Origin of the sequence: Streptomyces sp. 378 (assembly GCF_030124145.1) — a bacterium.
Taxonomy (GTDB): domain Bacteria; phylum Actinomycetota; class Actinomycetes; order Streptomycetales; family Streptomycetaceae; genus Streptomyces.
The window spans coordinates 108,681-123,390 of the sequence record NZ_JASKMS010000014.1; the positions used below are offsets into that span (position 1 = coordinate 108,681).

11 protein-coding genes and 3 pseudogenes are annotated in these 14,710 nt (G+C 70.3%); 10 read left to right on the forward strand and 4 right to left on the reverse strand.

Features of this window, described 5'->3' with window-relative positions; all coding sequences use genetic code 11:
• Positions 1 to 78: 78 nt before the first annotated feature.
• Both QNO09_RS20330 and QNO09_RS20335 read right to left on the reverse strand, forming a co-directional pair.
• Entirely contained in the window at positions 79 to 1,398 is a 1,320-nt protein-coding gene (locus tag QNO09_RS20330; RefSeq protein WP_283971634.1) for a radical SAM protein, read from the reverse strand.
• A 132-nt stretch (positions 1,399 to 1,530) separates the two neighbouring features.
• Entirely contained in the window at positions 1,531 to 2,538 is a 1,008-nt protein-coding gene (locus QNO09_RS20335; protein ID WP_283971635.1) for a hydroxyacid dehydrogenase, read from the reverse strand.
• A 177-nt stretch (positions 2,539 to 2,715) separates the two neighbouring features.
• Here QNO09_RS20335 and QNO09_RS20340 point away from each other — a divergent pair, with 177 nt between their 5' ends.
• Positions 2,716 to 3,975: an FAD-binding protein gene (locus QNO09_RS20340; protein WP_283971636.1), complete on the forward strand. Its 1,260-nt coding sequence runs from the start codon at positions 2,716 to 2,718 to the stop codon at positions 3,973 to 3,975.
• A gap of 130 nt (positions 3,976 to 4,105) precedes the next feature.
• Here the strand turns inward: QNO09_RS20340 and QNO09_RS20345 are convergent, their stop codons facing one another.
• Positions 4,106 to 4,456 carry a helix-turn-helix transcriptional regulator gene (locus tag QNO09_RS20345; RefSeq protein ID WP_283971637.1) on the reverse strand — a complete coding sequence of 117 codons (351 nt, stop codon included), beginning with the start codon at positions 4,454 to 4,456 and terminating at the stop codon, positions 4,106 to 4,108.
• A 227-nt stretch (positions 4,457 to 4,683) separates the two neighbouring features.
• Here QNO09_RS20345 and QNO09_RS20350 point away from each other — a divergent pair, with 227 nt between their 5' ends.
• The 8 genes and pseudogenes from QNO09_RS20350 to QNO09_RS39995 form a co-directional block, all read left to right on the forward strand.
• The gene (locus QNO09_RS20350) at positions 4,684 to 5,394 is read left to right on the forward strand and encodes an ANTAR domain-containing protein (protein ID WP_502962325.1); all 711 of its coding nucleotides are present in this window, start codon (positions 4,684 to 4,686) and stop codon (positions 5,392 to 5,394) included.
• Between the two features lie 225 nt (positions 5,395 to 5,619).
• On the forward strand, positions 5,620 to 6,879 hold the full coding sequence (locus tag QNO09_RS20355) for an ROK family transcriptional regulator (RefSeq protein WP_283971639.1): 1,260 nt from the start codon (positions 5,620 to 5,622) through the stop codon (positions 6,877 to 6,879).
• A 218-nt stretch (positions 6,880 to 7,097) separates the two neighbouring features.
• Positions 7,098 to 8,363, forward strand: coding sequence for an ABC transporter substrate-binding protein (locus tag QNO09_RS20360; protein ID WP_283971640.1), 1,266 nt, complete (start codon positions 7,098 to 7,100; stop codon positions 8,361 to 8,363).
• Positions 8,364 to 8,383: 20 nt separating this feature from the next.
• The gene (locus QNO09_RS20365; RefSeq protein WP_283971641.1) at positions 8,384 to 9,349 is read left to right on the forward strand and encodes a carbohydrate ABC transporter permease; all 966 of its coding nucleotides are present in this window, start codon (positions 8,384 to 8,386) and stop codon (positions 9,347 to 9,349) included.
• The gene (locus QNO09_RS20370) at positions 9,346 to 10,242 is read left to right on the forward strand and encodes a carbohydrate ABC transporter permease (protein WP_283971642.1); all 897 of its coding nucleotides are present in this window, start codon (positions 9,346 to 9,348) and stop codon (positions 10,240 to 10,242) included. Before QNO09_RS20365 ends, QNO09_RS20370 begins: the two co-directional genes overlap by 4 nt.
• Before the next feature lie 12 nt (positions 10,243 to 10,254).
• A complete protein-coding gene (locus tag QNO09_RS20375) occupies positions 10,255 to 13,128 on the forward strand; it encodes a glycoside hydrolase family 2 TIM barrel-domain containing protein (protein WP_283971643.1) in 2,874 nt (957 codons plus the stop codon).
• A 125-nt stretch (positions 13,129 to 13,253) separates the two neighbouring features.
• Positions 13,254 to 13,529, forward strand: a pseudogene (locus QNO09_RS20380) (ATP-binding cassette domain-containing protein); the annotation flags it as partial.
• Positions 13,478 to 13,609, forward strand: a pseudogene (locus tag QNO09_RS39995) (ABC transporter permease); the annotation flags it as partial. The pseudogenes QNO09_RS20380 and QNO09_RS39995, both read left to right, overlap by 52 nt.
• Positions 13,610 to 13,618: 9 nt before the next feature.
• Here the strand turns inward: QNO09_RS39995 and QNO09_RS20385 are convergent.
• Positions 13,619 to 14,119, reverse strand: a pseudogene (locus QNO09_RS20385) (MFS transporter); the annotation flags it as partial.
• Between the two features lie 273 nt (positions 14,120 to 14,392).
• On the opposite strand from QNO09_RS20385, the gene QNO09_RS20390 reads away from it, so the two are divergent.
• A complete protein-coding gene (locus QNO09_RS20390; protein WP_283971644.1) occupies positions 14,393 to 14,620 on the forward strand; it encodes a hypothetical protein in 228 nt (75 codons plus the stop codon).
• Positions 14,621 to 14,710 lie beyond the last annotated feature (90 nt).

Sequence of the window (14,710 nt, forward strand, 5' to 3'; positions counted from 1 at the left end):
CTCGGAGTGTCATACGGGTACGACCGCCCTGCTGCTCAATGTCGTGCCGCCGCGAAGGACGACGTCATCGAAGCGTTATCAAACAGCGGTCGATTCGTCGGCCGGGAGGCTGTCCATGAAGGAGCTGACCGAGAAGACCGCGTTGCCGGCACCGGGCGGCCCGTAGCCGGGGGGCGAGGAGAGACCGAAGTCCTCCATCGTCTGCCGGTAGGCCTGGAGCAGGCGGATGTGGTACTCCAGGGGCGCACCCTGCGGGTTGGCCTTGCCGAGCGGCGTCGTGGGCTCCGGGCACCAGGTCGTGAAGCGGGGCGTGATGCCGTGCGACATGAAGAAGCGCAGGCCCTCGGTGGTGGAGGCGATGGCCTCGTCGACCGTCTTGAAACCGAACGGCTCGGCCATCTCCACGCCCGCCACGAAGTTGGGGATGACGTTGCGCGCACCGAAGATCTCGGCCGAGTCGAGGATCCGCTTGTGCCACTCGTCGCGGCCGACGTACCGCTCCTTGCCCGGGCAGTACATCTTGAAGAGGTACTCGTCCCACACCTCGTAGTTGGGGTGGTAGATCTGCACCCCGTAGTCCTTGAAGCGCTGGACGTCGTCGCGGGGCAGCGCCTGGGCGACGACCTTGCCGATCCAGCGGCCGGGGAAGCGCTCCTCGATGGCCTTGGCGTAGTGGCCGTAGAAGTCGGCCTCGTCGCGGCCGGAGACCGTCTTGGTGATGGCGCCGCCGGTGAGGGTGTAGGCGGTGGAGGCCTTCGCCGTGTCGTACCGGTCGATGATCTCCAGGGCCTCCAGGACCTCCTCGACGTCCTTCACGCCCGTGTAGGGCCGGCCGGCGGCCTTGTGCTGGCGCCAGTTGTGGTTGATGTCGCAGTACTGGCACTCCTCCTTGGCGCCGAAGTACTGGCAGACCCGGAAGACGGTCAGGTAGATCAGGTAGCCCCACTGGATGGTCGGGGCCACCTCCATGACCGACTTCCCGTTGGAGAGGGTGTGCCGGTAGTACTCGGGCATGGGCGGCACGCCGACGTCGGAGATCCGCTTGCCGTCGAGGTAGAGGCCGAGCACCCCGTCCTCGTTCGCGGCGACGCGGTACGGCGAGGAGGGGTTCACCCTTACCGAGACGACGGTGCGGCGCAGGTCGTAGGGGCCGCCGGTGAGGATGATCTCCTCGGGCGGCCGGCGCAGCGCGGCCTCGCCCAGTTCGGGCAGGGTGCCGTGGTCGAAGGAGAAGATGAAGTACGACTTCGGCTTGACCTCGCCGCCCTCGTTGTCGCTGAGCGCGGACGGGTCGAAGGCGACTCCGCCGCGGAGCAGGTCCTCCTTGAAGACGGCCTCCCGCGGCACGTGCGGGAACCGCTCCATCAGATCCTCGACCAGCGCGGTACGGCTGCCCATCCCGTGTCTCCTCCCGGTTCGGACGTACGACTCCTCACGGTATGCCCATGGGTGTACGCGGCCGGTACCGGGTCCCCCCGAGCCGATGGAATGTCCTGTTCGTGATGCCTTTCCGCCGGGGTGGCGAGCGGGTCAGGCTTCGCGCGCCAGTACCGCCCAGTCGACCCCGTGCGCCGGCTCCTCCCCGGCCAGCAGCCGTTCCGCCTCCTGTGCGACCGTCAGGCCGAGCCGGGCCAGCTCGTTGCCCTGGGAGCCCGCGAGGTGGGGGGTCACGAAGGCGCCGGGCAGGTCGTAGAGGGGCGAGTCGGCGGGGAGCGGCTCCGGGTCGGTGACGTCGAGGATCGCCGTCAGGCGCCCGGCGCGCAGTTCCGCCACCAGGGCGTCGTGGTCGACCAGCGCGCCGCGCGCGGTGTTGATCAGCACGGCCCCGTCGGGCATCAGGGCCAGCTCGCGGCGGCCGATCATGTGGTGGGTCTCGGGCGTCTCGGGGGCGTGGACGGTGACGATGCCGGACGTACGCAGCAGCTCGTCCAGGGGCAGCAGGGGGACGCCGAGCTCGGCGGCCTGCCGCTCGTCGACGTACGGGTCGGTGAGGGCGGGGCGCAGGTCGAAGGGGCGCAGCAGGTCGAGGACGCGGCGGCCGATGCGGGAGGCGCCGATGACGCCGACCCGGCGGCCGTAGTTGCCGATACCGGGGATGACGCCCCAGCCGGTGGACGTGCGGGAGGTGCGCAGGCGGTCGCGGGCGGCGAGGACGTCCTTCCCGGCGAGCAGGATCATGGCGAGGGTGTACTCGGCGACCGGCAGCGCGTTGGCGGCGGCGGCCGAGGAGACGGTGACGCCGCGCTCCCGGAGGACGTGAGTGGCGAAGGACTTCACGGAGCCGGCCGAGTGGAGCACCGCCCGCAGCCGGGGAGCGGCGTCCAGGACCGCCGCGTCGAGGCGGGGGCACCCCCAGCCGGTCACCAGGATCTCGGTCCGGGCCAGCGCGTCGAGGACACGCGGCTCGGTGAAGTCCTGGGCCACGAGGTCCGGATCGACGTCCACGGACTCGCGCAGCCGCGCCAGCACCCCGGGCGGGAAGACCTGCGGCACGTTCTCGGCGGCCATGGCGAACAGTGCCTGGGGGCGCTGGCTCAAGGAGGTGACCTTCCGGCTCGGGGGACGCATGCGGAACGGCTCCCGCCACACGGGTAGAAACCGCTCTCTACCCTGCCTACGGTAGGCCGGGTCGGGCGGCAGCGGCAACGGACACCGGGCGGGGTAGGTTCCGGCGGGGGCTTCCCGGCCCCCGCTGTCTCGGGGAAGGACGACGCGATGAACGGGACCGTGACCAACTGGGCGGGCAACATCACCTACGCGGCCAAGGAACTGCACCGGCCCGGTTCGCTCGCCGCGCTGCGCGCGCTCGTCGCGGACGGCGACCGGGTGCGGGTCCTGGGCAGCGGGCACTCGTTCAACGAGATCGCCGAACCGGGTCCCGAGGGCGTCCTGCTGTCGCTGGCCGGCCTGCCCCCTCAGGTGGACGTCGACACGGCCGCCCGTACGGTTCGCGTCGGCGGCGGCGTGCGCTACGCGGAGCTGGCCCGCCAGGTGCACGGGCAGGGGCTCGCACTGCACAACATGGCGTCCCTGCCGCACATCTCGGTGGCCGGATCGGTCGCCACCGGCACCCACGGCTCGGGGGTGCTCAACGGCCCGCTCTCGGCGTCCGTGCGGGAGGTGGAGCTGGTCACGGCCGACGGTTCGGCGGTCACCATGGGCCGGGACGAGGAGCGGTTCGGCGGGGCCGTCACCTCACTCGGCGCGCTCGGCGTCGTCACCGCGCTCACCCTCGACCTGGAGCCGGCCTACGAGGTCGAGCAGCACGTGTTCACCGAACTGCCGCTGGAGGGCCTGGACCAGGGGGCGTTCGAGACGGTGATGGCGACGGGGTACAGCGTCAGCCTGTTCACCGACTGGCGGGCGCCGGGCTTCCGTCAGGTGTGGCTCAAGCGGCGCACCGACCAGCCGCTGCCCGCCTTCCCCTGGGCCACTCCCGCCACCGAGAAGATGCACCCGGTGCCGGGCATGCCCGCGCTCAACTGCACCGAGCAGTTCGGTGTGCCGGGGCCGTGGCACCAGCGGCTGCCGCACTTCCGGGCGGAGTTCGTCCCGAGCAGCGGGGCGGAACTTCAGTCGGAGTACCTGCTGCCGCGCGGGCACGCCGTGGAGATGCTGCACGCGCTCGACGCGATCCGCGCGACGATCGCGCCCGTGCTGCAGACCTGCGAGGTGCGCACGGTGGCCGGCGACGACCAGTGGCTGAGCCCCTGCCACGGCCGGGACACCGTCGCGGCACACTTCACCTGGGTCGAGGACACCCCGGCGGTGCTGCCGGTGGTGCGGCGGGTCGAGGAGGCGCTGGCCCCCTTCGGGGCACGGCCGCACTGGGGCAAGGTGTTCGCCGTACCCGCCCCCGCCGTGCGCGCGCTGTATCCGCGGCTCGGCGACTTCCGGGCGCTGACGCGGGAGCTGGACCCCCGGGGGAAGTTCACCAACACCTTCGTGCGGGAGGTGCTCGCAGCGGGGGCGTAGGCGGGCACCGGGGCCGGTCGGCCGTCCGCGGGGGGCGGCCCGCCGAGTCGGGTTCATGACGTGCGTCCGCGCGGCACGCCCGCGCGGACGCCGCACCCGGTCTTGCGAGGAACCCCAAGGCCTGCGTCGGTCAGGTGGTGACGTGGGGGCGGACGCGGGAGGTGGAGTTCGTGGCGCGGTCGGCCTCGTCCTTGACGAGCAGGGACATCAGGGACGCCACGGTCAGCCCCGCCTCGGCCGGGTGACGCAGCACCTTGCCGGGGTCGATCCGGTACGTGTTGGAGCGCCCCTCCCGGGTGTGGGAGAGGTATCCGTCCTGCTCCAGGTCGGCGATGATCTTCTGCACGGCTCGTTCGGTGAGCCGGCAGTGGGCCGCGATGTCCCTGATGCGGGCGCTGCGATTGTCGGCAATGGCGGCCAGCACGCGGGCGTGGTTGGTGAGGAACGTCCATCCGGTGTGTGGCTCGGGCACTCCATCCATGCTCCAACTCTAGCGACATCACATTCACGCACTCAAAAACACGTACTCCATTTCATGTATCAGTTGACGTGTATGGGGTAGAGGGGCAACGCTGGAAGCGGAGGCAAGGCGGACAGACGAGGGAGAACAGGGCCATGCCGGAGCCTGCGTACGCTGCGCTGTCTCACCCGCAGCCGGGGGCCGCACCCGTGGTGGGCGACAGTGCACCGGCGGCGGTCCCGCCGTGCATGGCGACCATGGACGTCGTTCCGGACGGCGACCGGATGTCCGTGACGATGTGGGGCGAACTGGATCTGGGCAGCCGTCGGCTGCTGCCCGAGCTCTACGACATGCTCACCCTGTCGGGCAGCGGCATCGACCTGCGTCTGGACGCGGTCGGGTTCTGCGACTGCTCCGGCCTCAAGGCGCTGCTGGACCTGCGCGCACACGCCGTCGACCAGGGCAAGACGGTCACCGTCCGGTCCTGCGGCGTCGCGGTCGAGCGCCTTCTCGGCCTGACGGGCACGCGGGAGCTGTTCGAGGACACCGACCCGCGTGAAGGCGGGGACACCGCCCTGCGGGAAGGCGAGGAGGCCGACCCGCGGGAAGGCGCCGTGCCCGCCACCGCCCCGCCGCAGGAGGACGACCAGGACCTCCGCGCCGAGGTCACCCAGCTGCGCCGCGCCATGCAGACCCGGCCCACCATCGATCTGGCCCGCGGCATCCTGATGGCCTCCTTCGGCCTGAGCCCCGAGGCGGCCTGGAGCGTGCTGGTCAGGACCTCCCAGAACACCAACACCAGGCTCCACAACCTGGCCCAGGACCTGACGGGGACCGTGCGCGGCACCCCCCTGCCCGAGCAGGTGCAGCGGCAACTGGCCGCCGCGGTCGCCGGCACGGGCCGCCGGGGCGAGGAAGCGGCGGGCACTACGGGCCGGGCCGCCGAGGACGCGGACTGACGACACCCCGCCCCGCGCCCCGACCGCACCCGCACCCGCACCCGCACCCGCACCCGCACCCGCACTGAGGCATCATGGGCAGGCCACGGTCGGCCATCACCGGCTTTCACCAGGCCCGCACTTTATAAAGCCCCTTTCCTAACCCCTTGTCGAAAGTCCCGGCAGCCCATAGCCTTGCGCCGCGCCGGTGCCGACGTCCGACCCGGCCGGCCGGTCTGGGAAGGAATGGGGCACCCGGTGAAGCGCACCTCACGTGACATCCGCACCGCGAACCGCTACGAGGTGCTGCGCCAGATCATCGCCGAGTCACCCACCTCCCGGCAGGAACTGGCAGCGGCCACAGGCCTGAGCCTCGCGACGGTCGCCACCCTCGTCGGCGAACTGCTCGACCTCCGCATGATCATCGAGGTCGGCTTCGAGGACTCGGCGGGCGGGCGCCCCCGCGGCCTGGTCGCGGTCAACACCTCGGGCGGCGCGCTGATCGGCGTCGACATCGCCGAGACGTACGTCCATGTCGAGCTGTTCGACCTGGGCCTGAACGTCCTGGCCCGCGCCGAGGAGGATGTCCCGCCCAGTGAGAGCCTGCCCGAGCAGGTGGTCGGGCACGTGGCCACCGCCGTCGGCTCGGTGGTCACCCAGGCCGGCATCGAGGGCGCCCGGGTGCTCGGGGTCGGCGTGAGCGTGCCCGGGCAGGTGGACCGCGCGACCGGCATCTCGGAGTACGCGCCCAACTGGGACTGGCACGACGTACCGCTCCTCGAACTGCTCACCGAGCACATCGCCTACCCGCTGTACCTGGACAACCCGCTGCGCGCCAGCGCGGTCGCCGAGCTGTGGTTCGGAGCCGCGCGCGGGCGCGGGAACGCCGTGGTGGTCAACCTCGGCACCGGCGTCGGCGCCGGGCTCGTCCTCGGCGGCGGGCTGCACCGCGGCGTCAGCAACAGCGCCGGCGAGTGGGGCCACACCACGATGGTGCTGGACGGACGCCTGTGCCGCTGTGGCGACCACGGCTGTGTGGAGGCGTACGTCGGCGCACGCGGCATCATGCTGAACCTGTGCGAACTGAGCCCCGGCAGCCCGCTGTTGCACCCCGATGACCAGACGGCCACCATCGACGCCCTGGCCCGCGGGGTCGCGGCGGGCGATCCCGTGGCGCGCCAGGTCGTGCACGACACCGCCCGCTATCTGGGCGCCGGTGTCGCGGACCTGGTCAACCTGTTCAACCCCGAGGTCGTCGTGTTGAGCAGCTGGGTGGCGCGCACCCTGGGCGAGCCGCTGCTGCACGAGGTGCGCGAGGCCGTGACCCGGCACGCGCTGCCACGGCCGCTGGCCGCCACCCGGGTCGTTCTCTCCCCGATCCCCACCGACCCGGTGTGCCTCGGCGCGGCGACGTTCGCGCTGGAGGGCGCACTGCAGGCCGTCGGGCAGCGGAACGGCACACGCACCGCCCCCGCGAGGAGACGCACCACCGTCCCACCGCCGTAGGGGTGGAACCAACTCCTCCACTCCCTCCGGGTGTTCGAAATCGCGAACCGGACACAACGCTTCGTGCAGACTTCGTCCAACCCCTTGCCGAAGGCTTAACCGAAGCTCTAGCGTCCCGCACCGCACCTCCCTTTGAGCCATCTGGTGCGAGCCCCCGGGCCGTGACATCAGGCAGTGAGCCGCAGAGCCGCAGCCGCACTCGAGACAAGGACGTCAGCATGTCGGCATCGAGCAACATGAACTGGGACCGCCGCAACGTACTGCGGGCCGCGATGGGCCTGGCCGCCGCGGGCGGACTGGCCGCGTGCGGCAGCAACACCGGACGGGGCGGCGGGTCCGGGTCCGGCAAGAACCTCGTGCAGTACTTCCACGCGTACGGTGAGGCCGGAACCGAGCAGGCCATCAAGAGGTACGCGAAGGCCTACGACAAGGCCAACGTGACCACACAGTGGATCACCAGCGCCGACTTCGAGAGCAAGCTCTTCGCGACACTGCTCACCGACAACGCGCCCGACCTGTTCGAGTTCCATCCGCAGATCCAGATGGTCAAGAGCGGGCAGGTGGCGGATCTGACCGACCTCATCGAGCCGGTCAAGGACGACTTCAATCCGGCGGACATCAAGTCGCACACGGTGGACGGGAAGATATACGGCGTCCGCATGATCGACGACCCGCAGTTCTTCTTCTACCGCAAGTCGATGCTGGAGAAGGCGGGCGTCGACGTGCCGACCACGCTCGACGAGCTGATGGAGGCCGCCGCCAAGCTGACCACCGGCAAGGTCAAGGGCCTGTACATGGGCAACGACCTGCACAGCGTCAACGACACGCTGATCTGGTCGGCCGGCGCCCAGCACCTCGACGAGAAGAACCAGATCGCCTACCACACTGACGGCGTGATCGAGGGCCTGAAGAAGATGCGCAAGCTGTTCACCAGCGGCGACCTTCTGCTCGGCGCACCGACCGAGTCCTGGGACCCCTCCTCGTTCAACCAGGGCCTGTGCGCCATCCAGTTCTGCGGCATGTGGGCGATGCCGGCGATCCAGGACGCGCTCGGCGACGACTGGGGGGTCTTCCCCTTCCCGAAGGTCACGGACTCCGGCAAGCAGTCGGTCTACAACGGCGGCTGGTCGATGTTCGTCAACGCCAAGGGCAAGAACGTCGAGGCGGCCAAGGAGTACGTGAAGTGGCTGTGGATCGACCAGAAGCAGTACCAGGAGGACTGGGCCACCTCCTACGGCTTCCACATTCCGCCGCGTAACTCGATCGCGGAGTCCGCCGACAAGCTCAAGTCGGGCAACGCCGCCGAGGGCGTCAGGCTCTTCAACGAGTTCGGGCACTTCGACAACATCGGCTGGACCCAGGCCATGCGCACCTCGTTCGAGGACGTCTTCGCCAACTGCGTCCGCAAGAACATGGACCCGGAGGCCGCCCTCGACAAGTGCGACGCCGCCGTCAACCGCGAGCTCAAGAAGCTGTTCGGATAGACCGCGGGACGGACCACGACATGTCGACGACCAAGACGCGCGACCTCGCGCGCCCTGCCGCGGTGAAGGCCTCACCGGCCAAGCCGCGGCGGGGTCTGCGGGGCAGCCCCACCTTCAACTTCTGGATCTTCACCGGGCCGTTCCTCATCGGCCTGGGGATCTTCGTCTACGCCCCGATCCTGTGGAGCCTCTGGCTCAGCTTCTTCGAGGCACGCTTCACCGTCACGCCCGACAAGTTCGTCGGCTTCGACAACTACGTGTACATGCTGACGAACGACGACTTCGTCGGCTCACTCGTCACGTTCACCGTCTTCGCCGCGTTCATCGTGCCCACCACCTGGGCGCTCTCCCTGAGCCTGGCCCTGCTGGTGAACCGGCTGCGCTTCATGCGGGCGTTCTTCAGGTCCGTCTTCTTCCTGCCGACCGCGTGCAGCTACGTGGCCGCCTCGCTGATCTGGAAGATGTCCATCTTCAGCGGAGTCCGCTTCGGCCTGATGAACACGGTCCTGAGCTGGTTCGGGATCGAGAACATCGCCTGGCTGGCCGACCCCAACCCGCCCTGGTACTGGCTGGTCATCGTCACCGCGCGGCTGTGGTTGCAGTCCGGCTTCTTCATGATCCTCTTCATCGCGGCGCTGCAGAACATCCCGGACGAGCTGTACGAGGCCGCCGCCATCGACGGCGCCAAGCCGGGCTGGCAGACCTTCCGGTACATCACGCTGCCGCAGCTGCGCGCCACCTCCACCGCGGTGGTCCTGCTGCTGCTCATCGCCGCCTACCAGGCCTTCGACGAGTTCTTCAACCTGCTGTCCAAGACCACCTGGGGTCGTCCGCCCCTCGTCGAGCTGTACTACAAGGCCCTGGGCGAGAGCCAGGACTACGGCGCCGGCAGCGCGGGCGCGGTCATCCTGACCGTGTTGATCTGTGCCGTGACCCTGCTCCAGGGCAAGTTCATGGGCTTCGGAAGGGGGGAGGAGTCCAAGTGACCACCACAGTGCCCGAGGTGCGGAAGTCCGCGCCGCCGTCAGGCAAGCCCCGCCGCGACAGGCGCGGTGGCGGCGTGATGAGCTCCACCGGCCTCTACATAGCCACCGGGATCGCCGCCCTCCTCTTCCTGATCCCCTTCTACCTGATCATCCGCAACGCCCTCTCCACCGATGCCGAGATCACCGGAGAGAACTGGAAGTTCTTCCCCACGGACATCCAGTGGGGCAACGTCAGTGAACTGTTCACCGACGAAACGGTGCCCTTCGCGCAGTCCCTGTGGAACTCCGCGATCGTGGCCACCCTGCACACCGTCGGTGTCCTGCTGGTGTGCTCCCTCGCGGGTTACGGCCTGGCCCGCATCCCGTACAAACACGCCAACAAGGTCTTCTACGCCGTCCTGGGCACCCTGATGGTCCCGACGGCGGTCACCTTCGTTCCGAGCTTCGTCCTGGTGTCGTCGCTCGGCTGGGTGGACACCTACCGGGGTCTCATCATCCCGGGCCTGTTCAGTGGTTTCACCTGCTTCCTGTTCCGGCAGTACTTCCTGGGGTTCCCCAAGGAGCTGGAGGAGGCGGCGCGCGTGGACGGGCTGGGATACTGGGGTGCCTACTGGCGCATCGTGGTGCCCAACTCGCTGAACTTCTTCGCGGCGATGGCGACCATCACCTTCATCAACGGCTGGAACGCCTTCCTGTGGCCCCTGGTCATCGGCCAGGACCCGGGTTCGTGGACCGTCCAGGTCGCGCTCTCCAACTACATGACCAACCAGACCGTCGTCTTCCACCTGATCTTCATGGCCACGGCCTTTTCCATCCTGCCCCTGGTGTTCGTCTTCCTCTTCCTCCAGCGCTGGCTGGTGCAGGGGATCGCACAGACCGGCATCAAGGGCTGAGCTAGGAGACCGATGTCTTTCCGCACGACCCCATCCGTCGACTACGTCGAGGACGTCTCCCCGGGCACCGGGGCCCTGCCGCCCCGCGCCTGGTACGCGTCCTCGGACGCGCGGTCCCTGTCCCTGAACGGCAGCTGGCGCTTCCGGCTGTCCGCGACGATCGACGCCGAGGACGACTCGTTCGCCGAGGAGGGCTACGACGCCGGGAACTGGGCCGAGGTCACGGTCCCCGGGCACTGGGTCCTCCAGGGCGACGGGGCGTTCGGCTCCCCGATCTACACCAACCACCTCTACCCCTTCCCGGTGGACCCGCCGTACGTCCCGACGGAGAACCCGACCGGTGACCATCTGCGCGTCTTCGACCTGCCGTCCGACTGGCCGTCGGACGGCGGGGCGGTGCTGCGCTTCGACGGTGTCGAGTCCTGCGCCCGCGTCTGGCTGAACGGCACGGAGCTCGGCGAGTTCAAGGGCTCCCGGCTGCCGCACGAGTTCGCGGTCGGCGAGCTGCTGAAGCCGGGCGCCAACGTGCTGGCCGTGCGCGTGCACCAGTGGTCGGCCGGGTCGTACCTGGAGGACCAGGACCAGTGGTGGCTGCCGGGCATCTTCCGTGACGTGACGCTGCTGCACCGCCCGTCCGGCGGCGTGGGCGACTTCTTCGTGCACGCCTCCTACGACCACACCACCGGCGAGGGCACCCTGCGCGTCGACTCCGACGTCGACGGCCGGGTGAGCGTGCCGGCCCTGGACATCGATGTCGCCACCGGCGAGCCGGTGACGGTGGCCGTGCAGCCGTGGACCGCCGAGACGCCGAAGCTCTACGACGGTGTGCTGGCCACGGGCGGGGAGCGGGTACCGCTGCGGATCGGTTTCCGCACGGTCGTCCTGGAGGACGGGCTCGTCAAGGTCAACGGCAAGGCCGTCCTGTTCAAGGGCGTCAACCGGCACGAGTGGCACCCCGAGCACGGGCGCGCGCTCGACCTGGAGACCATGCGCGAGGACGTGCTGCTGATGAAGCGGCACAACCTCAACGCCGTGCGCACCTCCCACTACCCGCCGCACCCGGCCTTCCTGGACCTGTGCGACGAGTACGGCCTGTGGGTCATCGACGAGTGCGACCTGGAGACCCACGGCTTCACCGAGCAGGACTGGCGGGACAACCCGGTCGACGACGACCGCTGGACCCCGGCCCTGCTGGACCGCGCGGCGCGCATGGTCGAGCGGGACAAGAACCACCCGTCGGTCGTGTTCTGGTCGCTGGGCAACGAGGCCGGCACCGGCCGCGGGCTCACCGCCATGGCCGAGTGGATCCGTGACCGCGACCCCGAGCGGCTCGTGCACTACGAGGGCGACTGGAACTGCCGCGACACGGACGTGTACTCGCGGATGTACGCCTCCCACGACGAGGTCGAGAAGATCGGGCAGCGGCTCGACGGCGGCACCCACAAGCGCCGTGAGCTCCCCTTCATCCAGTGCGAGTACGGGCACGCCATGGGCAACGGCCCGGGCGGGCTCGCCGACTACCAGGAGCTGTTCGAGAAGTACGAGCGGCTCCAGGGCGGGTTCATCTGGGAGTGGATCGACCACGGCGTCAAGCACCCCGAGCTGGGCTACGCCTACGGCGGTGACTTCGGCGAGGAGCTGCACGACGGCAACTTCGTCTGCGACGGGCTGGTCTTCCCGGACCGGACCCCGTCGCCGGGTCTCGTCGAGTACAAGAAGGTGATCGAGCCCGTCCACATCGAGGGCGACGGCGCGAACGGCACCGTGCGGGTCACCAACAAGCACGACTTCGCCGACCTGTCCGCGCTGGCCTTCGAATGGTCGTGCCAGGTGGACGGCGAGACCGTCGAGTCGGGTTCGCTCGGGGTGCCGGCGCTGGCACCGGGCGAGAGTGCCGAGGTGAAGCTGCCGGAGCCGCCCATGGACGGCCGGGGCGGCGAACGCCAGTGGACGGTGCGGGCGCTGCTCGCGGACGACACGTCCTGGGCCCCGAAGGGCCACGTCGTGGCCTGGGGTCAGTTCGCGGTGGGGGCACGGCCGCTGCCGTCCTTCCCCGCGACCGACCGGCCGGTGCTCGACGAGCACCGGATCACGCTCGGCCCGGCCCGGTTCGACGCCCGCACCGGGGCGCTCCTCTCGGTCGACGGGGTGGAGGTCGCCGCGGCGCCGCGGCTGGACGTGTGGCGGGCGCCGACCGACAACGACGACGGTGCCGAGTGGCAGACCGACACCCGCTACGGGATGCTGTGGCGCACGCTCGGCCTGCACCGCATGCGGCACCGCCTGGTCTCGGTCGAGGCCGGCGACGACGCGCTGACCGTCCGGACCCGGGTGGCGCCCGCCGCCCGCGAGGTGGGCCTGGACACGGTGTACCGCTGGACGTCCGACGGCGAGCGGCTGCGGCTGTCCGTGTCCGTGACGCCGCAGGGCGACTGGACGGTGCCGCTGCCCCGGCTCGGTGTGCGCTTCGGGCTGGCGGAAGCGGACCGGGTGGAGTGGTTCGGCGGCGGTCCCGGCGAGGCGTACCCGGACACCCGGAAGGCGTCCATGGTGGGCCGCTGGCAGTCGACGGTGGACGGGCTGCAGACGCCGTACGTGCGTCCGCAGGAGAACGGCGCCCGTGCCGACGTGCGCTGGGTGGAGCTCGGAGGCCTGCGGATCGAGGGCGACCCGGAGTTCTGGTTCACCGCGCGGCGCTGGACGACCGAGCAACTCGACGCCGCCCGGCACCGCAGCGATCTCACGGCCGGCGACACGGTGTGGGTCAACCTCGACCACGGGCTGCACGGCATCGGTTCGCAGTCCTGCGGCCCGGGTCCGCTGCCGCAGTACTTCCTGAGGGCGCAGCCGGTGGAGTTCTCGTTCGTCCTCTCGACCGTCGGGTAGGCAGCCGATTAATCGATTGACCGACTGATCGACATTCCGACAGGGTCGGGGTGTCCTCCACGGCCGGTCGGCCCTCGCGCCGACCGGCCGTCGCTGTGTTCACCACTTGGGAGTTGGTGGGTCAGTTGAGTGTCGCCATCGAGGTCCGCGGGTTGTCCCGTACCTTCCACACCACCGTCCGCCGCCCCGGCTTCACGGGCGCCGTCCGTTCCCTCGTCAACCCGGAGCGGGTGGCCAAGCACGCCGTCCGCGACATCACCTTCGACGTGGCGGCGGGCGAACTCCTCGCCCTGCTCGGCCCGAACGGCGCCGGCAAGTCCACCACCATCAAGATCCTCACCGGGATCCTCACGCCCACGACTCGACCGGAGTCCCGTACTGGCTCGCGGCGGCCTCACCGCTGCTCGGGCTGCTGGCGTATCTGGCGGCGCGCGGGCTGTGGAAGTGGAGCCTGCGGCATTACAGCGGGATCAACGGCTGACGGTCCGGCCCGGCCCGACCTGTGGATGGGGGTGAACAGGGCGGCCACGGCGAGCAGGACGCAGGTCGCTCCGGCGGCCAGGGCGACCGGTGCCGTGCCCTGTTCCTCCGCGGCCCAGGTGAGCACGGCGGCACCGATCGGCGCCGCCGCGTAGTGAAGGGTCCAGAACGCGGAGGTGACCCGGCCCAGGAGGTGTTCCGGAGTGACCTCCTGGCGGAGCGACAGCGAGCAGGTGCCTCCCATGGCGGCACAGGCGAGGAAGGCGGCACTCAGGGCCGCGACGGCCGGCACGTCACGCGCCCAGCCGAGCCCGGCGAACGCCACACCGCAGCCCGCGACCGAGCCGGTCCACGTCGGCCCGAAGCCGAGGCGGCGACGGATCCCGGCCACGAGCAGGGCACCGGTGATGGTGCCGAGCGCGCCGACGGCCATGACGGTGCCCACGGTGCCGTCGTCGTGCCCGAGGTCGTGCTCGAGGTGGTAGATGACCAGGTCGTGGATGCCGAGGGTGCGGCAGGGCGATCAGTGCGAAGGAGTCACCGAGCACGGAGAGGGTCTGAGCGGCCCAGAAGATGCCGAAGTCGCGTTGCCGCCACAGCGGACGCGTACCGCGTGAACCGTCGTCGGCCGTCTCCGTGGGCCTGCCGTGTCCGTCCTCGCGCCGTGCCGCCCCGTGCGTCATGCCGCCTCCCCCGCCCCGCGTCCCCGGCAGCCTTACGGCTGTGCCCGGCGGCCGGGGCGCTCACACCCGCGTTCCCGTGTCGCGGCAGGAGCCGTGCCGCGTTGTGCAACGGGGAGTACCTGCGGTGGGAGCTGGAGCGGCAGCCGCTGGGGGACCCCCGGTGGGACGCGCATCGGCTTCTGCCGGTCCTGCGGCGCATCCTGGTTGACGGGGACCCGCCCACGCAGCGTGCCCTCTTCGCCGGGATCGGCGAGGCGGCGCGTGGGGTCGGGCACGGCGAGGTCCTCGACTCCTGGGGCGGGGATCTGGGCCTGCTGCGTCCCTTCTGACACGAGGGTGTTCCCCACTGTTCGCGCGGCTCCCCTTGCGCACCACGGGTGTTGCCCTCGAACCTGAGCATCGTTCAGCTCCTCCCCTTC

Excerpts from the sequence above, each read along its gene's own strand:
- QNO09_RS20350 (WP_502962325.1), top strand. The coding sequence starts at position 4,684 with ATGGCGACCATGGACGTCGTTCCGGACGGCGACCGGATGTCCGTGACG.
- QNO09_RS20365 (WP_283971641.1), top strand. The coding sequence starts at position 8,384 with ATGTCGACGACCAAGACGCGCGACCTCGCGCGCCCTGCCGCGGTGAAG.
- QNO09_RS20330 (WP_283971634.1), bottom strand. The coding sequence starts at position 1,398 with ATGGGCAGCCGTACCGCGCTGGTCGAGGATCTGATGGAGCGGTTCCCG.
- QNO09_RS20375 (WP_283971643.1), top strand. The coding sequence starts at position 10,255 with ATGTCTTTCCGCACGACCCCATCCGTCGACTACGTCGAGGACGTCTCC.
- QNO09_RS20355 (WP_283971639.1), top strand. The coding sequence starts at position 5,620 with ATGGGGCACCCGGTGAAGCGCACCTCACGTGACATCCGCACCGCGAAC.
- QNO09_RS20345 (WP_283971637.1), bottom strand. The coding sequence starts at position 4,456 with ATGGATGGAGTGCCCGAGCCACACACCGGATGGACGTTCCTCACCAAC.
- QNO09_RS20360 (WP_283971640.1), top strand. The coding sequence starts at position 7,098 with ATGTCGGCATCGAGCAACATGAACTGGGACCGCCGCAACGTACTGCGG.
- QNO09_RS20340 (WP_283971636.1), top strand. The coding sequence starts at position 2,716 with ATGAACGGGACCGTGACCAACTGGGCGGGCAACATCACCTACGCGGCC.